We start from the raw sequence: 19,600 nt of genomic DNA on the forward strand, positions 1-19,600 counted from the left end.
GCCGTGCGGCGGCGCTCGCCCTTCGACTCAACGACGCATCGACCCGACATCATGACTGACCGACACCTTGGCCCCGTTCCTTCCGACGCCGCGCGCTGGCAATTCTGGATCGACCGCGGCGGCACCTTCACCGACATCGTCGCGCGCCGGCCCGACGGCTCGCTCGTCACGCACAAGCTGCTGTCGGAGAACCCCGAGCAGTATCGTGATGCGGCCGTGGCCGGCATCCGCCACCTGCTCGGCCTCGCCGACGGCGAGCCGATTACGCCCGAACGCGTCGACATGGTGAAGATGGGCACGACGGTCGCGACCAATGCGCTGCTCGAGCGCAAGGGCGAACGCATTGCGCTCGTGACGACGCGCGGCTTTCGCGACGTGCTGCGCATCGCGTACCAGAACCGCCCGCGCCTGTTCGATCTCGACATCGTGCTGCCCGATGCGCTGTACGAGACCGTCGTCGAAATCGACGAGCGGATCGGCGCGCACGGCGACATCGTCGTGCCGCTCGACGTGCAAGGTGCGCAAGCAGCGTTGCGCCGCGTGTTCGACTCGGGCGTGCAGGCACTGGCCATCGTGCTCATCCACGGCTATCGCTACACGGCGCACGAACGCGCGCTGGCGGACCTCGCGCGCCGGATCGGCTTCACGCAAGTGTCGGTGTCGCACGAGGTGTCGCCGCTGATGAAGATGGTGTCGCGCGGCGATACGACCGTGGTCGACGCGTACCTGTCGCCCATCCTGCGCCGCTACGTCGAGCAGGTCGCGCACGAGATGCCCGGTGTGAACCTGCAGTTCATGCAGAGTAGCGGCGGCCTGACGCGCGCCGACGCGTTCCAGGGCAAGGACGCGATCCTGTCCGGCCCGGCCGGCGGCATCGTCGGAATGGTGCGCGCCGCGCGCGCGGCCGGCTTCGACTGCGTGATCGGCTTCGACATGGGCGGCACGTCGACCGACGTGTCGCACTACAACGGCGAATTCGAGCGCGTGTTCGAGACGCAGGTGGCCGGCGTGCGGATGCGCGCGCCGATGATGAGCATCCACACGGTCGCGGCCGGCGGCGGCTCGGTGCTCGGTTTCGACGGCGCGCGCCTGCGCGTCGGGCCCGAATCGGCCGGCGCGAACCCGGGGCCGGCCGCGTACCGGCGCGGCGGCCCGCTGACGGTGACCGACTGCAACGTGATGCTCGGCAAGATCCAGCCCGATCACTTCCCGCGCGTGTTCGGCCCGCATGCGGACGAACCGCTCGACCGCGACGCCGTGGTCGCGAAATTCGCCGCGCTCGCCGACGAGATCCACGCGGCGACCGGGCGGCGCGACACGCCCGAGGCGCTGGCCGAAGGGTTCCTGGAAATCGCGATCGGCAGCATGGCGAACGCGATCAAGAAGATCTCGGTGCAGCGCGGCCACGACGTGTCGCGCTACGTGCTGACGACGTTCGGCGGTGCGGGCGGCCAGCACGCGTGCGGCGTGGCCGACGCGCTCGGGATGACGCAGGTGTTCGCGCATCCGCTCGCGGGCGTGCTGTCCGCCTACGGGATGGGGCTTGCCGACCAGACCGCGATGCGCGAGCGCGCGGTGGAGGCCGTGTTGTCCGATGAATCGTTGCCGGCGCTGAATGCCGCGCTCGACCGGCTGACCGACGAAGCCGTTGGCGCGCTGCTCGAACAGGGCGTGCCGCCGGAGCGCATCGCGACCGAGCGTCGCGTGCACCTGCGCTATCAGGGCACCGACTCGGCGCTCGACGTGCCGGCCGGCAGCGTCGCCGCGATGCAGCAGGCGTTCGAAGCCGCGTACCGGCAGCGTTACGCGTTCCTGATGCCCGGCACGCCGCTGGTCGCCGAACTGGCATCGGTCGAGGCGATCGGCCGCTCCGATGCGCCGGTCGAGATCGCACCGCTCGTGCCGCGCGACGAGGGCGCGGCGCCGCACGCGCACGGCGCGGTGCGTTTCTATTCCGGCGGCCAATGGCATGACGCGGCGCTGTACGTGCGCGACACGCTGCTCGCCGGCGACGCGATCGATGGCCCCGCGATCGTCGCGGAGAAGAACGGCACGACCGTCGTCGAACCCGGCTGGCGCGCGCGGATGACCGCGCAGGGCAATCTCGTGCTGACGCGCACGACGCCGCTGCCGACGCGCCGCTCGCTCGGCACCGACGCCGACCCGGTGCGGCTCGAGATCTTCAACAACCTGTTCATGTCGATCGCCGAGCAGATGGGGCTGCGGCTGCAGAACACCGCGTATTCGGTGAACATCAAGGAGCGGCTCGACTTCTCGTGCGCGATCTTCGACGGCGACGGCAACCTGATCGCGAACGCGCCGCACATGCCCGTGCACCTGGGCTCGATGGGCGAGAGCATCCGCACGGTGATCGAGCGCAACCGCGGCCGCATGCGCGACGGCGACGTGTTCATGCTGAACGACCCGTATCACGGCGGCACGCACCTGCCGGACGTGACCGTCATCACGCCGGTGTTCGCGGACGGCTCGGACACACCGCTGTTCTACGTCGGCTCGCGCGGCCACCACGCGGACATCGGCGGCACCACGCCGGGCTCGATGCCGCCCGATTCGACGCACATCGACGAGGAGGGCGTGCTGATCGACAACTGGCAGCTCGTGTCGGCGGGCGCGCTGCGCGATGCCGACACGCGCGCGCTGCTCGCCTCGGGCCGCTATCCGGCGCGCAACGTCGAGCAGAACATGGCCGACCTGCGCGCGCAGATCGCGGCGAACCAGAAGGGCGTCGACGAACTGCGCCGGATGGTCGAGCAGTTCGGCCGCGACGTCGTGCTCGCGTTCATGCGACACGTGCAGGACAACGCGGAGGAGGCGGTGCGGCGCGTGATTGGTGCGCTGCAGGACGGCGCGTACCGCTATCCGCTCGACAACGGCGCGGAGATTCACGTCGCGATCCGCGTCGATCGCGCGGCGCGCCGTGCGGAGATCGACTTCACCGGCACGTCCGCGCAGCTCGACAACAACTTCAACGCGCCGAAGGCCGTCTGCATGGCGGCGGTGCTGTACGTGTTCCGTACGCTGGTCGGCGACGACATCCCGCTGAACGGCGGCTGCCTGAAGCCGCTGACGGTGATCGTGCCGGCGCGCTCGATGCTGAACCCCGAGTATCCGGCGGCGGTCGTGTCGGGCAACGTCGAGACGTCGTCGGCGATCACCAACGCGCTGTACGGCGCGCTCGGCTGCGTCGCTTCGAGCCAGGGAACGATGAACAACTTCACGTTCGGCAACGATCGCTACCAGTACTACGAGACCATCGCCGGCGGCAGCGGCGCGGGCGACGGTTTCGCGGGCGTCGGCGCGGTGCAGACGCACATGACGAACTCGCGGCTGACCGACCCGGAGGTGCTCGAATGGCGCTACCCGGTGCGGCTCGACTCGCATCGGCTGCGCGCGGGCTCCGGCGGTGGCGGGCGCTGGCGCGGCGGCGACGGCGCGGTGCGGCGGATCCGCTTCCTCGAGCCGATGACCGCGTCGATCCTGTCGAACAACCGGATTCACGCACCGTTCGGCGCGGCGGGCGGCGAGGCCGGCGCGCTCGGCCGCAACACGATCGAGCGGGCGGACGGCACGGTCGAGACGCTCGATCACGTCGGCCGCGCGCAGATGGCACCGGGTGACGTGTTCGTCGTCGAAACGCCGGGCGGCGGCGGCTACGGCGCGGTGGGCTGAGCGGCGCGGCGGGGCAATGCAACGCGCGGAAGCGGTGCGGTGGCGTGCTCGCCGGACGGTTTTTGCGCGTCGCGGCCAGGCAAATCGCACCGGTTCCATCACATGCCGCCGCAATGCCTGCGCGAGGCAGCGATATATTCGCTCGCACTAATCGACCCGCTATTGCGCGAGTCATGGGAATAATGATGCGCATTCACGCATGAACGGAAATGGAAATTCCCCATTCCGCGTGCCGCCCAATGCGATCAGACCCCGCTAGAATGCCACCGGGGGCAGATCGCTGCCGGGCGATGGCGATTCCCCGCAAACGCCCGCCTGGCAACGCGCACCGAGGAATCCGCCGGCCCGCTCAGGGCCGCTGCGAGCCCCCGCGCACCGGTCGCCGATCACGAAAAATCCCGCGTGCCAACCGAGTGCCGATTCCTTGACACCCCGTGCCGAATGTGAGTGCCAATCCTTGTCGTCATTTGATAAGATGGCTCCCATCATTCGCTTGGAAACCTGCGCGCGACATGCGCGAACGCCGGTTCGCATTGGTTGGAAACAAGTACGGAACGAGGGCCGCTGGCACAGTCATCACGACTGTCTCGCCGGGTGCGCGCGCAGCGCGCCCGGGGATTGGTGGCGGCCGGCTCGCCTCCGTCTACACTGTGCGTTTTTTCTGGATCGGGGCGTGTCCATGGATGACGAAAACGATAGCGCCGTGCTCGAAACGCATCTCGGTACGCGCAGCCCGTGCTGGCGCCTCGGCAGCGACAGCAATGCACTCGAACTGGCCGCCGTTCGCGGCCTGACCAATGTCGCGGTGGCACTGACCGGCGAGCAGGCCGCGCGGATCCGCGCGCTCACCGGCGTCACGTCGCACCTCGTGCTCGAGCTCGCGCTGTTCGGCGATCCGGTCAGCCTCCATCTGGTCGGCCGGAAGGTCGATACCGCCAATTGGGCCGGCACGGCCTCCGCCTATTCCGATACCGCGTCCGTCGCGAGCGACCTCGCGCACGGGCTCGCGTTCGCCGAGCAGGTCGTGTCCGAAGTGAATTCGCTCGTCGTGATCCTCGACCGCAACGGCATGGTGCAGCGCTTCAACCGTCTGTGCGAGGAAGTGACGGGCAAGCGCGAGGTCGACGTGATCGGCCGCAGCGCGTTCGAGCTGTTCATGAGCCCCGAGCAGGGCGCGCAGTCACGCAGCAACATCACCGGCTTTTTCGAGAGCAACCGCTCGTTCGCGGTCGAGCGCTACATCAACACGGTCAACGGCCCGCGCCTGTTCCAGTTCCGCAACAAGTTCGTGCAGAGCGGCAGCGGCGTCGACGAGCAATTCCTGATCTGCTCGGGCATCGATGTCACCGAGGAGCGCAACGCACAGCAGCGGCTCACCGAGCTCGCGAATACCGACATGCTGACCGGTTTGCCGAACCGTCATGCAATCAGCGAGCGCATTCATGACGCGCTGGCCGCGGACCGCACCAATGTGCGCGGCCAGGTCGGCATCCTATTCCTCGATCTCGACAACTTCAAGCGCGTCAACGACCACTACGGGCACATCACCGGCGACCGCCTGCTGCAGGACGTGTCCGCGGTCATCGGCGGCTGCCTGCCGTCCGGCGCGACGCTCGCACGGCTCGGCGGCGACGAATTCCTGGTGCTGTTCGAGCACGGCACGCGGCCGCTGCTCGAGGCGACCGCGCAGATCATCCTCGAGCGGCTGCGTACGCCGATCCACCTCGGGCTGGTGGAGGTCTACACGAGCTGCTCGATCGGCATCGCGATGTATCCGCAGCATGGCGATTCGCTCGAAACGCTGATCCGCAGCGCCGACACCGCGATGTACGTCGCGAAGGAAGAGGGCAAGCATACGTACCGCGTGTTCTCGCTGGAGATGAACCAGAAGGTCGCGAAGTACATGTGGCTCGACACGAACCTGCGCAAGGCGCTCGAGGAAGAGCAGTTCGTGCTGCACTACCAGCCGGTGGTCGACATCGCGACCGGCGACGTGCACAGCGTCGAGGCGCTGATCCGCTGGCAGTCGCCGGATCGCGGGCTCGTCGCGCCGATCGAGTTCATTCGTTTCGCGGAGGAGTCGGGGTTGATCGGGCCGCTCGGCCGCTGGGTGATGCGCACGGCGGCCGCGCAGGCCGCCGCATGGAACGCGAAGGGGCTCGGCGTGCGGATCGCGGTGAACGTGTCGGCGCGCCAGTTGCAGGACATGAACATCGTCGACCAGTTCGCGGCGATCCTCGACGGCGCGGGGCTGAAGCCGAGCCTCGTCGACATCGAGCTCACCGAGAGCAGCTTCATCGAGGACGAGGAATCGGCGCACGAGCTGATGAATCGGTTCCGCCAGCTCGGCGCGGAGATTCATCTCGACGATTTCGGCACCGGCTATTCGTCGCTGTCGCAGCTGTCGCGGCTGCCGCTCGATTCGATCAAGCTCGATCGCACCTTCATCACGGGCATCGACCGCAACCCGCGCTCGCAGGCGTTGGTGCGCTCGGTCGTGTCGCTCGCGAAGGCGCTGAGTTTCTCGGTGGTCGCCGAAGGTGTCGAGACGCACGCGGAAGCCGAATTCCTCAAACAGATCAACGTCGATCACGCGCAGGGGTTCTACTTCGCGCGGCCGATGCCGGCCCAGGCGTTCGAGGCCTGGCTCGCGGAAACGAGAAAGCTCAGGCTGATCGCCTGAGCCCCACCGCATGACGGGCGCCGCCGCTTTCGCGGCGGCGCTTCGTTCACATCACACCGTGCGCAGCTTCGACACGCGCCGGTTCTGCAGCATCACCAGACGTTCCATGTACGCGAGATCCTTCGGCTCGATCGTGAACGCCGCGTGAACCCATTGCTCGGTGATGTCCATCAGTTCCGACCGCGTGAGATTGAACACGCGCTCGCGTGCGCGCAGCATCGCGCGGATGCCGTTCAGCTTCGGCTTCATCACGTCGATGAAGGTGCGCGTTGCGAGATACGCGTCGCCCGCGTCGAACGTCTGGTCGACCAGCCCGCGATCCTCGTACCACTCGGCCGCATGTGCCTCGCCGGACGAGATCAGCGATTCCGCGACCCCTCGGTCCGCCTTCCGTGCGACCAGCGAATAACCGCCCATGCCCGGGAACAGGTTGAACGCGATCTCGGGAAAGCCGAGTTTCACGCCCTTCTGCGCGAGCATGTAGTGGTGCGCGAGGGCGGCCTCGAAGCCGCCGCCCAGCGCGCTGCCCTCGACCATCGCGATCGAGATCGCACCGGTGCCGAAGCCCGTGTAGATCTCGTACACGCCGTCGATGCACGAGCGCGCATAGGCCATCAGCTGGTCGCGGCGGCCGCTGCGGATCGCGTCGACGAAGAAGCTCAGGTCGCCGCCGACGTTGAACAGCTCGGGGACGAGCGAGCCCGTCACCCAGAAGTCGAACGGCAGGCCCGAGTCGCGTGCGACGCGCGCGAGATGGATGATGTCGGTGACGAGTTGCTGGTTGAAGCACGGCCGCGGCTCCGATCGCAGCATCATCCACATGACGTTGCGGCCTTCTTCGTAGAACGCGGTCAGTTGCGTGAGTTCGCCTGCTTCGTAAAACGGACGGCACGCCGGATGGGATTGGAGTTGCATGGTATGTCCTCGTGAGATGTGGTTTTCAAGAACCGACGCGGCCGGCGTCGTGGAAACATGCCCCCGGGGCGCCGGCCGCGAGGCACCGCCATTGTTGCGCGCGCACAAAAGCCGAATTGCGCGGAGCAACGCATGACCGGGACGCGAGTCGGCAGCGCGTTCGATGCGAACCGTGAGAACCGTGCGAGCCATGCGAATGACGCGATCGATGTGATCGTTCGGCGGGAAAACGACGACGAGAAAGGCGGGGATTGAGCGTGGCGTCCCAGGCGCGCGGCGGCGAGGGTGGCCGGTGTGACGATGCGGTGAGCGTTCGCGCGACCGGGCCGTCGGCCGGTGCGGGTACGCGGCTGAGCGGCGGCGCGACAGGCCGGTCGCTTACGCGTTGAAAGCGGCGCTGCGCCGTCGGTCGCGTCTCATGGAATGTGCGGACTGGTGCGGCGGCCGGGTGTCGGCTAGCGTTAGAGGATGACGCCGCCGCGCCCGGCGTTCCGGGAGGGGACCATGACCGCATTCCAGAAGATGTGGCAACTGCTCGTCGGAAAGCCGCTGGACCCGCTCGATCCGCGCACGCGTCACGCGATCGCCGTGACGCCGTTGCTGGCCTGGGTCGGGCTCGGCGCCGACGGGTTGTCGTCGTCGTGCTACGGCCCGGAGGAGGCGTTCCTCGCGCTCGCCAACCACACGCCGCTCGCGCTGTTTCTCGCGTGCGCCACCGCGGCGACCGTGTTCATCATCGCGCTCGGCTACAACCAGGTGATCGAGCTGTTCCCGACGGGCGGCGGCGGCTACCGCGTCTCGACCGCGCTGCTCGGGGCGAAGCCGGGGCTCGTGTCGGGCGCGGCGCTGCTGGTCGACTACGTGCTGACCGTCGCGACCTCGCTTGCGAGCGGCGTCGACGCGTTCTTCAGCCTGCTGCCGGTGAGCGCGCAGGCATTCAAGCTCACGACCGAGATCGTGTTGATCCTGCTGATGACGGGGCTCAACTTCCGCGGGATGCGCGAATCGATCATGGTGTTGCTGCCGATCTTCATCGGCTTCGTCGTCCTGCACTTCGCGCTGATCGTGTATGGCGTCGCCGTGCACGGCAGCAACCTCGCGACGATCGTGCCCGATGCCGTGCACGAGGCGCACGGGATGTCGCAGTCGCTCGGCGTGTTCGTGATGCTCGCGTTGCTGATGCGCGCGTTCTCGCTCGGCGGCGGCACCTATACGGGCCTCGAGGCCGTGTCGAACAACGTGAACATGCTCGCCGATCCGCGCGTGCCGAACGGCAAGGTGACGATGTGGTACATGTCGACGTCGCTCGCGTTCACGGCCGGCGGCATCATCCTGCTGTACATGCTGTGGCACGCGCGGCCGGTCGAAGGCCAGACGCTCAACGCGGTCGTGTTCGGCAGCGTGATCGACCATCTCGGGCTCGGCTCGGCGTTCGCGCGCCACGCGTTGCTCGCGGCCGTGCTCGCGTTCGAGGCCGGGCTGCTGATGGTCGGCGCGCAGACGGGCTTTCTCGACGGCCCGGCCGTGCTGTCGAACATGGCGTCCGATTCGTGGGTGCCGCGCCATTTCCGCGACCTGTCGACGCGCCTCGTGCGGCAGAACGGCATCATCGTCGTCGGCCTGTCGAGCCTGCTGATCCTGCTGTGGACCCACGGCAGCGTCGACGTGCTCGTCGTGCTGTACAGCATCAACGTGTTCCTCACGTTCAGCATGTCGCTGCTCGGGCTCTGCACGTACTGGTGGCGCCATCGCAGCGAGCGCGGCTGGTTCAAGCATTTCTTCCTGTCCGCGCTCGGACTGACCGTGACGGCGACCGTGCTCGTCATCACGCTGGTCGAGAAGTTCACGGCCGGCGGCTGGCTCACGGTGCTCGTGACGAGCGCGGTGATCGCGCTGTGCTTCATGATCAACCGCCACTACGCGTACACGCGCGCGCAACTCGCGAAGGAGGACGCGCTGTTCTCCGGCAAGCCGCCCGAAGTCGACGAAGCGACCGCGCCCGGCAAGCCCGACCCATCGCAACCGACGGCCGTGCTGCTGGTCGGCAAGCATCGCGGCGCGAGCATGCACGCGCTGCTGTGGGTCAACCGGCTGTTTCCCGGGCACTTCCGCAACGTGATCTTCCTCGCGGTCGGCGAGGTCGATGCGAAGGCGTACGAAGGGCACGAACATCTCGAACGGCTGCGTCACTCGATCACCGAGGCGCTCGAATACTACGTCGCGCACTGTCGCCGCCACGGCATCGCCGCCGACTACCGGATCGCGTTCGGTACGAATCCCGTCGTGGAATTCATGAACCTCGCATCGTCGACGCTCGATGACTATCCGAACGCCGTGTGCTTCGCGAGCAAGCTGATCTTCCGGCGCGTGAATTTCCTGACCGCGTGGTTGCACAACCAGACACCGGTCGAGTTGCAGGCGCGCCTGCATGTCGAGGGCAAGCAGATGGTGCTGCTGCCGATGAACGTCGGGTAGCGGTGGCGCGGCAAGCGCGTGAGCGACTGCCGGTGGCAGCCGTCAGGGTTGATGGTGCCGACGCGGGCGGTTGGGCCGCCGCAGCGGCGGATGACGGAACTTGGCCCTCAGCCGGTCGCGCCCCGGGCGCTTGAAGAAGAACAGCACGGCGAGCGCGATGAACGCCAGCAGCACGACGACTTCCACGATCCCGTTTTCCATGGTGCCTCCTCGTCGCGCGCGGCCGCTCGCGATGACGCTTCCATGTCCCATTGTAGGTCGGCGTGCAACGGCTTGACGCGTGCGGATGCGGCGCCCACACTGGCCGACACGAGAGCACGAGCGGTGCGCGGTCAGCCCTGTCCGCTGCGCGACCGCGCTTTCCGTGAACCGCGACGAGGTGCGATGTGGTGCGCTTTTCTGTCGGCCTGGCCAGCTGGATGCTGGCATGCGCCGCCGCGTTCGGCGCATCGAACGCCCTCGGTGCGACGCCGGGCGCGGGCCCGGCCGTGGACGCAGCGAGCGACGTGGCCGACGAAGCGCCCGTCACGCTCGTCAGCGATGTCCACGAATTCGTGATCCAGCACGACGGTTCGCTCGACGAGCACGACGATTCGACCTTGCGCGCGAACAACGCGAACGGCATCGATGCGGTCGCGCAGCGCTACGTGTGGTTCGACAAGAACCTGGAGAAGGTCGACCTGCTCGCGGCCGAGACGATCGATCGCGACGGCGTCGCGCATCCGGTCGGCCCCGACGGCATCCGCGACGTTCAGGAGCCGCGCTCGGCCGGCGCGCCGACGTTCCAGGACGGGTTGCTGCGCACGGTCGTGTTTCCGGGTGTCGAGGCCGGGTCGGGCACGCGCATCGCGTTCCGCAAGTCGCGCACGAGGCCGGTCAACGCGGGTTATTTCGGCTACTACGTCGAGCCGTCGCGCGAGCCGGTGGAGAACCAGCGGCTGATCTTCGACGTGCCGGCCGACATGACGCTGCACGCGGACGCGCGCGGCTACGTCGCGCTGCCGCCGGTGACCGCGAACGGCCGCACGCGCTACGAATTCGACTACCGGCACGGCCCTTACGAGCGCATCGAGAGCGGCGCGGTCGGCTACCCGACCTACGGCGACCGGCTCATGGTGTCCACGCTGCCCGACTATGCCGCGTTCGCCGCGCGCTACCGCAACGCGGCCGTCGACCCGAGCGCGAACGATCCGGCCGTCGTGCAACTCGCACGCGCGCTCACCGCCGACGCCGCCGATCCGCACGACGAGGCGCGCATCCTGTACGACTGGGTGCAGGCGAACGTGCGCTACGTCGGGCTCTTTCTTGGCGAGACGGCCGCCGCGCCGCATCGCGTGACCGACATCCTGAGCAACCGCTATGGCGACTGCAAGGACCACGTCGCGCTGTTCGGCGCGTTGCTCGCGGCGGTCGGCATCCGCAGCGAACCGGTGCTGATCGATCTCGGCTCCGTGTACACGCTGCCGTCGGTGCCCGGTTACGGTGGCGGCGCGATCAATCACGCGATTACGTGGCTGCCCGATCTCGGCCTCTACGCCGACACGACGACGGCCGGCATCGCGTTCGGCTACCTGCCGCCGATCGTGATGGATCGGCCGGCGCTGCTCGTCGACACCGGCGTGCTGTCGCGCACGCCCGCTGTGCAGCTGAAGCGCCGCACCGCGCGCGTGGCGATCGATGCCGCGCAACCGGGCGCCGCGCGGTTTCACGCGCTCGTCGAGGACGACGGCTGGACCGCCGAGCTCGAACGCACGCTGTTTCGCCGCGCAGCGCCCGACCGCATCCGGCAGCTCGCGAACGAACGTCTGCGGCAAAGCGGGCTGCGCGGTAGCGCACGGATCGCGACGAGCGATCGCCGTGCGACGGGCGGCCCGTTCGATGTGACGTATGACGGCACGCTCGATCACTTCGTGTGGCCGGACGGCACGACCGCCGTGCCCGTGCTGTCGAGCCTCACGGGCGGCATCGCGACGCAGGTCGAGGGCTGGCTGGCCGAACCCGTGCGCACGCAGCCGTGGACGTGCATCGGCGGCAGTTTCGAGGAGACCGGCCAGATCGCGCTGCCGGCCGACGTCGCGGTGAGCGACCTGCCGACCGATGCGGCCGTGCACGACCGCTTCGTCGACTTCGCGTCGCATTACGTATTCGATGCGGCCACGCGGATCGTGCAGGTCACGCGGCGGATGAAGGCGGATTTCGGCCGGCAGGTTTGCACGCCCGACGAATTCACGTCGCTGCGCGCGTCGCTCGAACGCATCGAACGCGACACGCAGGCGCAGATCGTCGTGCGGGCCAAAGCGCATTGAGCGGGCAGGGGCAATGAGCGCATCGCCGTCATCGGCCGGCGCGCAGGAGCGACATCATGACGGAACGGGAACACGAGATCGCCGACCTGGCGAAGGAATTGCTGGGCCGGATCGTGCAGGGCGCGATGACGAACGGCGAGTCGGTGGATGCGCAACAGTGCGCGGCATTGGCCGTGGAGTGCGCGACGGCGCTGGTGGACAAGCTCGACGCGCACAGCGGTTGAACGCAATCGTCACGGGCGACGGCGCATCGGGCGATGCCGGCGTGACTCGGCAGGCGTTCGCCTGGCCTCGCGCTGCACGCGAAGCGTTACACGTCACACGTCGGCGTGCGTGTCGCCTTCGGCACGCACGGCGCCCGGCGGCTTTCCGACCACGCGCTTGAACGCACGGCTGAACGCGGCCAGCGAACCATAGCCGAGCCGGTACGCGACGGCTTCGATCGTCTCGCCCTCGCGCGCGATCCACTGCGCGGCGAGCCGCATCCGCAGCTCGGTCAGGTAGCGCACGGGCGTCATCCCGGTCGCCGCGAGAAAGCGCTCGGCGAACACCGAGCGCGACACGCCCGCTTCGGCGGCCAGCTCCGCGACGCTCCAGTTGCGGCCCGGGTCGCGATGCAGCGCGACGATCGCGCGGCCCAGCTTCGGCTCGCGCAGCGCCTGCACCCAGCCCGTCGCGTCGCCGCATCCGCACTCGACCCAGCCGCGCACGATGAACGCCGCGACCACGTCCGCGAGCCGCGCGAGGATGCCCGCGAAGCCCGCGCGCTCGGAGCACGATTCGCGTTCCATCGCGTCGAGCATCGGGCGGATTTCCGGGTAGCGCGCGAGCAGCGTGCCGACGTGCATGAACTCGGGCATCGCGCCGACCAGCGGCTGCATGCCGCCGAGGTCGAGCTCCATGCATGCGCTGAAGATCAGCGCGTCGCCGGCGCCCGGCTCCGTCGTTGCGCAGGCCGCGGGCGACGTGCCGGCCGATGCCACCGATGCGACCGTATCGCAGATCTTCGCGGCTTCGAAGCCGTGGATCTCGCGACACGGCGCGTCCGGATCGGACACCAGCGCATGCATGCGCCCATGCGGCAGCAGGATTGCGTCGCCGGCCTCGAGCTGCATCGTTGCGCCGGCTTCGTCGCGCAGCAGCACGGGCCCGCGCCCGATGAAATGGAACTGCGCGCGGCCCGGCGCCTGGCCGAAGCTCAGCCCGAACGGCCGTGCGACCTGGATGCGGCGGTACTGGACGCCGCTCAGGCGCATCCCCAGCAGCAGCTCGCTGACGAGGTCGTGCATGTCGGGGACGGGAGGAAGCAGGGGCTCGGACATCGCGAAGTTCGGACGATCGATCAACAAGAACGGATTGTATGTCATAGACCGTCCTGCCGTCGTTCCTTACGATACGCCGTCATCAGTATTTTCCCTACACGACTCGGAACGACGCATGAATCCCGGAATCTCCTCTGCCGCCGCCACCGCGGCCCCCCGCGAGCCGGCCTGGGGCGCTGTCTTCGCGATGACGCTTGGCGTGTTCGGTCTCGTCACCGCCGAATTCCTGCCCGCGAGCCTGCTCACGCCGATGGCCGACAGCCTCGGCGTGACCGAAGGCGTGGCCGGCCAGGCCGTCACGGCCACCGCGACGGTCGCGCTCGTCACGAGCCTGCTGATCTCGGCGCTGACGCGCACGATCGACCGCCGGCGCGTGCTGCTCGTATTCTCGGTGCTGCTCGTCGCGTCCAATCTCGCGGTCGCGTTCGCGCCCAACCTGACGACGCTGCTGATCGGCCGCGTCGTGCTCGGCGTCGCGCTCGGCGGCTTCTGGACGATGGCGACCGCCACCGCGATGCGGCTCGTGCCAACCGCGATGGTGCCGCGTGCACTGTCGATCATCTTCAGCGGCGTGGCGGTCGCGACGATCGCTTCCGCGCCGATGGGCAGTTATTTCGGGCACCTGATCGGCTGGCGAAACGTGTTCCTGATCGCGGCCGGGCTCGGCGGTCTCGCATTTGCGTCGCAGGTGTTGACGCTGCCGTCCATGCCGCCGAGCGGCACGACGCGGCTGCGCACGCTCGTCGACGTGCTGCGGCGGCCGACCGTCGGCCTCGGGATGTTTGCAACGATCCTCGTGTTCACCGGGCATTTCGCGTTCTTCACGTATCTGCGGCCGTTCCTCGAACAGGTCGCGGGCGTTGGCGTGAACGGGCTGTCGGCGATCCTGCTCGGCTACGGGATTGCCAATTTCGTCGGCACGTCGCTCGCGGGCCGCGTGCTCGAACACCGGCTGCGGCCGATGCTGATCGGGATGCCCGCGCTGATGGTCGTGCTCGGCGTCGCGCTGGTCGCGCTCGGCCGCGCACCGATGATCGACGCGGTGCTCGTCGCGTTGTGGGGGATGGCGTTCGGCGGCGTGCCGGTCGCATGGTCGACGTGGGTCACGCGCACCGTGCCCGATGAGGCCGAAAGCGCGGGCGGGCTGATCGTCGCGGCGATCCAGCTCGCGATCGCGACGGGCGCGGCGGCAGGCGGCGTCGTGTTCGACGCGAACGGCGCGGGCGGCGTGTTCCTGGGTGCGGCGGCGGTGCTGGCCGTGGCGGTCGCGACGATCGTGACCGGCGTGCCGAAGCGGGTGGGCGTGGCGCCGGCGCTCGCCGAGTGAGAGGCATGCGGGCAATCGACGCGAGCGTTGATCGGCCTGCTGTTCGGACAGGGGAGCAACCGGCGTGTCTGGATGAAGTGACCGGCGCGGGCACGCTGCACGTTGCGGCGCGCCCGCTGTCGCCGCGTGCGAGCCCCGTCAGCCGCGCGTAGCCGGATCCTCCGACAGCGCGCGCAACTGCCCGCGCAACACATCGACTTCGCCCGCCGCGAACGGCCGTTCTATCTCGGCGTGCGTTTGCTGCCATAGCGGGAACGCTTCGGCCAGCAACTGATGGCCGGCCGGCGTGAGTTCGAGCAGGCGGCTGCGCTTGTCGTCCGGATCCTGCGTGATCGTGAGCAGCCCGCGCCGCTCGAGCGGCTTGAGCGCGGCGGTGAGCGTGGTGCGGTCCATCGCGAGCAATGACGCGACCGATTTCATCGCGGCCGGCTGCGGCCGGTTCAGCGACATCAACAACGAAAACTGGCCGTTGGTGAGATCCAGCGGGCGCAGCACATCGTCGAAGATGCGCGCGAGATTACGCGCCGCGCGCTGCATGTGCAGGCACAGGCAGCAATCGCGCACCAGTAGCGTCGTCTCGAAGGGAAGCTGTTCTTTGCGTGCCATGTTGCAATTGTGTTGATATCAACCTATTGTGTCAAGGGCGGGGAGCGGCAGCCCGTCGTTCCCGCCATCGGACGGAGGAAGCATGAGCGCGCAACAACAGTTGTATCTCGCGGTATTCCTCGGCAGCAAGGATAGCCCGGCCATGAAGGCATGGATGGCGCTGCCCGAGGACCAGCGGCGTGCGCGGGAGCGCGAGGGGATCGCCGCGTGGCACGCGTGGGTCGACCGGCATCGCGATGCGATCGTCGAGCTCGGCGGGCCGCTCGGCAAGACCAAGACCATCGGCGCGGGCGGCGTGACGGACACCACCAATGCGATGAGCGGCTTCACCGTCGTGCGCGCCGCATCGCACGACGCGGCCGCCGCGCTGTTCGAAGGCCATCCGCATTTCACGCTGTTTCCTGGCGAGGCGATCGACGTGATGCCGGTGCTCGCGGTGCCGGGCATGTGAGCGGCGACAGGCGCTGCGTGCGCGGTCGTCGCGGCCGATGGGCCGTCGCCTGCGCGCGGCGATTTTCCCCGACATTATCGATGGAGACATTGCGATGAAGCTTTACGGATTCGCCGGCACGCGCTCGCAACGCGCGCTCTGGGGGCTCAAGGAACTGGACGCGGATTTCGAGTTCGTGTCGGTCAACCTGCTCGAGGGCGAGCACAAGCGGCCCGAATTCCTGCGCCTCAATCCTGCCGGCAAGGTGCCCGTGCTCGTGGACGGCGACCTGGTGATTCCCGAGTCGGCCGCGATCGTGCTGTATCTCGCGGACAAGTACCCGGAAAAGGCGCTGTTGCCCGTCGATCCGGCGCTGCGCGCGCAGGCCTATCGGTGGGTGATGTTCGCGGTGACGGAGCTTGAACAGCCGCTGTGGCGGATTACGCGTCATTCGTTCCTCTATCCGCCCGAAAAGCGCTCGCCGGCCGATATCGAGCTGGCGCGTGAGGATTTCGCGACGATGGCCGCGATCCTCGACAAGTATCTCGAAGGACGCGAATTCATCGTCGGCGACGCGTTGACGGTGGCCGATTGCGTGACGGTCTACCTGATCGACTGGGCGAGCGAATGCCATTTGATCGAACCGTTCCCGCAATTGCGCGCGTATCTCGAGCGGCTTTATGCGCGACCGAAGGCGCCGCAACGGATCGCGGACGCGCGCAAGGCGGCGTGATACGGTGGTCGGTCGCGCCGATGGGGGCGATCGACCTCGACCGCGCGATCCCGCCGCCTTGCGGGCTCGCGGTTACGACGCGTCGACGGGGCCGCCGAGCGCGCGGCACAGCACCGACAAGTCGCGAACGGTCAGATGCGGGGACGGCGCACGCCGCGCGGCGTGCGCCGCTTCCGTCCCTGGGTGGCGCACGATCCATGCTGCCTGCAGCCCCGCATTCAACGCGCCGACGATATCGAGGTGAAAGTCGTCGCCGACGTGGAGCAGTTCCGCCGCAGGCACGCCGAGTTTCGCGGCGGCCGCATGGAAGATCTCCGGCTCGGGTTTCGCGAACCCGAACGCACCCGCGCTGAGCGTTTCGCGGAAGAACTCGCCGCCGCCGGTCAGCCGAAGGTCGGCATTGCCGTTCGTCACCGCGATCAGCGGAAATCGCGCGCTCAACCACTCGAGCGCCGGCAACGCATCGTCGAAGAACTCGACCTGGTTTCGCGCGGAATAGAACACGTCGTACGCGCGGTCGGTCAGCGTGACGTCTTCGTTCGCGCGTTCGAGCGCAAGCCGGATCGATCCGATGCGCAACGCACGAAAGTCGCTGACGAGGTCCGGCCGCGAGCGTTCGTATTCGTTGCGCAGCTGGCCCAGTGCCTGCGACGTGGGCACGACGCTCGCGGTAGCGGGCGCGTGCGCGATCAGCCACGCATGCAGCGACGCCTCGGCCCGTTCGACGGACGGTCCGAACGGCCAAAGCGTGTCGTCGAGATCGAACGAGAGGGCGGAAACTCTGGATAGACGCATGGCGATGGAAGATAGCACGCAGTGCCGTTCACCACGGCCACGGGATCGAACGTCCCGCGTCGTTTTCGACGGCCTGCCGGTACAGGAAACGCGCAACGGTCAGGTCCTGCAGCGCGAGTCCCGTCATGTCGAACACGGTGATCTCGTCCGGCGATCGATCGACGGGCACGGTGCCGGCCAGCACGTCGCCGATTTCAGCGCGCGGCAGATCGGGCGCCCATTGGCATTCGCCGATGCTGCGCGCCTGCTCGTGATCGTCCACGAAAATGCGCGAGCGCGCCAATACGCCGTCGGGAAGCTCGCGCTTGCCCGCGGTGTCCGCGCCGACGCAGGTCAGGTGGGTGCCGGGCTGAACCGCGTCCGCGTCGAACAGCGGGCCGCCGCCCGGCGTTGCCGTGATGACCACATCGCTGGCGGCCACGGCATCGTTCCGGTTCAGGGCGACGCGGATGTCGCAGCGTTCGCGGAATGCCGATTCGAACACCGCGTCCGGTTCGCCGCTGACGGTCACATACTGCACCGCGCACCGTTGCGGCAGCAGACCGAGCGCGTAGTCGAGCTGGACGCGCGCCTGCACGCCGGTGCCGAACACGCAGATGCGCGTGCTGTCGCGGCGGGCCAGCGCCTGCAGGCCGAGGCCGCCGGCCGCACCGGTCCGGGCGGTGGTGATCGCATTGCCGTCCATGATGCAGAGCGGACGGCCCGTGGCCGGATCGAACAGCGCGATCGTCGCCTGATGCGGCTCGCCGCCCCGGCTTCGATTACCGGGCCAGAAACCGGCTGCCTTGAAGCCGAGCAGATCCTGGCCCGCGACGTCGCCGGACTTGATGCCGAACACGCCGCCGGTGTGCAATCGTTCGCGCACGACCGGGAACACGCGCCCCGCACGTCGACTGTGCAGCACGAAGGCCTCGCGCACCGCCGCCATGACCGGTTCGGGTTGAAGGGCCGGTTCGACGACATCCCGGTCGAGAAGAAGGAGGTGGGCGTCTGTCGGCATGATGGGGGAGCCTGTCGGATGCGATGCGAATCGCGATCTTTAAAGTTTGTATAGTTTTGGAAAAATAGTCAATTCCGGTCGGGCGACGGTGCGGTGGCCGGTTTCGTCGTTCGACATCCGCCGCTGCACCGGTCGTCGCCTTCAGGTTTCCTACCATCCGTAGAAGCGTGGCCAGGTCTGCACGGTGCCGTCGCTGCCCAGCGCGTGGTATTCCGGGTGCTGCGCACCGGTCGCGCACGCGTGGTTCGGGAGGATCCGCAAACGGGTACCGATCGGAAACCGCTTCGCGATCGCGGCGTCGGCCATCCCCGCGCGAGACACGATGCCGTGCTCCTGGTTGGCCGCGCTCATCACGTACTCGCCGAGCACTTCACCGTCTTCGGTACACACCTGCCCGTAGCCGAAATCCCGCGCCTGCCGCTGCGTGCCGCGATCGCGGCTCATCGCCATCCAGCCCGCGTCGACGATGGCCCAGCCTTTTTCTTCCTGGTGTCCGATGACGGTGGTCAGCACCGACAGCGCGATGTCGGACAACGCGCACACACCGACGTTGTGCATCACGAGGTCGAACAGCACGTACACGCCCGCGCGGACTTCCGTCACGCCGTCGAGGTGCTCCGCGGACAACGCGGTCGGCGTCGAACCGATGCTCACGATCGGGCAGGGCAACCCCGCGGCCCTGAGGCGTTCCGCGGCGCGCACGGTCCGGCTGCGCTCCTGTTCGGCGATCGCGACCAGCGCGTCGCGCGTGTCGTAGTCGTAGCTGGAGCCGGCATGCGCGAGCACGCCGCCGAGCGTCATCCCGCCGTCGACCAGCGCGCGGCCGACGTCGATCAGCAGGTCGTCGTCGGGCGCAATCCCCGAGCGGTGGCCGTCGACGTCGACTTCGATCCAGACTTCGAAGCGCTCGCCGTGCTCGCGCCCGAATTCGGCGATGGCGTGCGCGGTCTGCAGGCTGTCGGCGACGATCTTCAGGTCGCAGCCCTGCCGGCGCAGCGCGAGCGCCTTACCAAGCCTGGCGGGAATCATCCCGACCGCATAGACGATGTCGCGTACGCCGCCCGCGAAGAATTGTTCGGCCTCCTTAAGCGTCGACACTGTGATGCCCTGGGCGCCGGCCGCGATCTGCGCGTCGACGACATGCTGGCATTTGGTGGTCTTCACGTGCGGCCGGAACGTGACGCCGAGCGCGTCCAGATGCGCCTGCATGCGCGCGATGTTATGACGCATGCGACCGACGTCGATCAATGCGGCGGGGGTATTCGGAAGCGGGATGCCCATGGTGCGTTGCCTCGGTGGTTTGCCGACAGCGAACACT

15 protein-coding genes are annotated in these 19,600 nt (G+C 68.3%); 8 read left to right on the plus strand and 7 right to left on the minus strand.

The window, feature by feature from the left end:
• The first annotated feature begins 51 nt into the window (after positions 1–51).
• Positions 52–3,690 carry a hydantoinase B/oxoprolinase family protein gene (locus WS75_RS14695; protein ID WP_059681175.1) on the plus strand — a complete coding sequence of 1,213 codons (3,639 nt, stop codon included), beginning with the start codon at positions 52–54 and terminating at the stop codon, positions 3,688–3,690.
• 679 nt (positions 3,691–4,369) lie between these two features.
• Complete coding sequence (gene pdeR, locus WS75_RS14700) at positions 4,370–6,373, plus strand: cyclic di-GMP phosphodiesterase (RefSeq protein ID WP_059681125.1); 2,004 nt, start codon at positions 4,370–4,372, stop codon at positions 6,371–6,373.
• Between the two features lie 51 nt (positions 6,374–6,424).
• Here the strand turns inward: pdeR and WS75_RS14705 are convergent, their stop codons facing one another.
• Entirely contained in the window at positions 6,425–7,288 is an 864-nt protein-coding gene (locus tag WS75_RS14705) for a crotonase/enoyl-CoA hydratase family protein (protein WP_059681126.1), read from the minus strand.
• 504 nt (positions 7,289–7,792) lie between these two features.
• Between WS75_RS14705 and WS75_RS14710 the strand changes: the two genes are divergently transcribed.
• Positions 7,793–9,763, plus strand: a complete 1,971-nt coding sequence (locus WS75_RS14710; RefSeq protein ID WP_059681127.1) for an APC family permease — start codon at positions 7,793–7,795, stop codon at positions 9,761–9,763.
• Between the two features lie 42 nt (positions 9,764–9,805).
• Here WS75_RS14710 and WS75_RS34125 read toward each other — a convergent pair whose 3' ends face one another.
• On the minus strand, positions 9,806–9,964 hold the full coding sequence (locus WS75_RS34125; protein ID WP_179948910.1) for a hypothetical protein: 159 nt from the start codon (positions 9,962–9,964) through the stop codon (positions 9,806–9,808).
• A 218-nt stretch (positions 9,965–10,182) separates the two neighbouring features.
• Here WS75_RS34125 and WS75_RS14715 point away from each other — a divergent pair, with 218 nt between their 5' ends.
• Together WS75_RS14715 and WS75_RS34130 are read left to right on the plus strand one after the other, a co-directional pair.
• On the plus strand, positions 10,183–12,069 hold the full coding sequence (locus WS75_RS14715; protein ID WP_059681128.1) for a DUF3857 domain-containing transglutaminase family protein: 1,887 nt from the start codon (positions 10,183–10,185) through the stop codon (positions 12,067–12,069).
• Between the two features lie 56 nt (positions 12,070–12,125).
• Positions 12,126–12,293 carry a hypothetical protein gene (locus tag WS75_RS34130; protein WP_179948911.1) on the plus strand — a complete coding sequence of 56 codons (168 nt, stop codon included), beginning with the start codon at positions 12,126–12,128 and terminating at the stop codon, positions 12,291–12,293.
• A gap of 93 nt (positions 12,294–12,386) precedes the next feature.
• Here WS75_RS34130 and WS75_RS14720 read toward each other — a convergent pair whose 3' ends face one another.
• Positions 12,387–13,436 carry an AraC family transcriptional regulator gene (locus WS75_RS14720; RefSeq protein WP_059681129.1) on the minus strand — a complete coding sequence of 350 codons (1,050 nt, stop codon included), beginning with the start codon at positions 13,434–13,436 and terminating at the stop codon, positions 12,387–12,389.
• A 70-nt stretch (positions 13,437–13,506) separates the two neighbouring features.
• On the opposite strand from WS75_RS14720, the gene WS75_RS14725 reads away from it, so the two are divergent.
• Positions 13,507–14,718, plus strand: a complete 1,212-nt coding sequence (locus WS75_RS14725; RefSeq protein ID WP_059681130.1) for an MFS transporter — start codon at positions 13,507–13,509, stop codon at positions 14,716–14,718.
• 138 nt (positions 14,719–14,856) lie between these two features.
• On the opposite strand, the gene WS75_RS14730 is transcribed toward WS75_RS14725, so the two are convergent.
• Positions 14,857–15,324 carry a MarR family winged helix-turn-helix transcriptional regulator gene (locus tag WS75_RS14730; RefSeq protein ID WP_059681131.1) on the minus strand — a complete coding sequence of 156 codons (468 nt, stop codon included), beginning with the start codon at positions 15,322–15,324 and terminating at the stop codon, positions 14,857–14,859.
• 82 nt (positions 15,325–15,406) lie between these two features.
• Here WS75_RS14730 and WS75_RS14735 point away from each other — a divergent pair, with 82 nt between their 5' ends.
• Positions 15,407–15,775, plus strand: a complete 369-nt coding sequence (locus WS75_RS14735; RefSeq protein WP_059681132.1) for a hypothetical protein — start codon at positions 15,407–15,409, stop codon at positions 15,773–15,775.
• A 94-nt stretch (positions 15,776–15,869) separates the two neighbouring features.
• A complete protein-coding gene (locus tag WS75_RS14740; protein ID WP_059681133.1) occupies positions 15,870–16,487 on the plus strand; it encodes a glutathione S-transferase family protein in 618 nt (205 codons plus the stop codon).
• Positions 16,488–16,559: 72 nt separating this feature from the next.
• Here the strand turns inward: WS75_RS14740 and WS75_RS14745 are convergent, their stop codons facing one another.
• The 3 genes from WS75_RS14745 to WS75_RS14755 form a co-directional block, all read right to left on the minus strand.
• Entirely contained in the window at positions 16,560–17,282 is a 723-nt protein-coding gene (locus WS75_RS14745) for an HAD family hydrolase (protein ID WP_059681134.1), read from the minus strand.
• Positions 17,283–17,310: 28 nt separating this feature from the next.
• On the minus strand, positions 17,311–18,282 hold the full coding sequence (locus WS75_RS14750; protein ID WP_059681135.1) for an ornithine cyclodeaminase family protein: 972 nt from the start codon (positions 18,280–18,282) through the stop codon (positions 17,311–17,313).
• 150 nt (positions 18,283–18,432) lie between these two features.
• The gene (locus tag WS75_RS14755) at positions 18,433–19,563 is read right to left on the minus strand and encodes a DSD1 family PLP-dependent enzyme (protein WP_059681136.1); all 1,131 of its coding nucleotides are present in this window, start codon (positions 19,561–19,563) and stop codon (positions 18,433–18,435) included.
• Positions 19,564–19,600 lie beyond the last annotated feature (37 nt).

The sequence above is a fragment of the Burkholderia sp. FL-7-2-10-S1-D7 genome (assembly GCF_001524185.1).
In the GTDB taxonomy this organism is placed as follows: Bacteria; Pseudomonadota; Gammaproteobacteria; order Burkholderiales; family Burkholderiaceae; genus Burkholderia; species Burkholderia diffusa.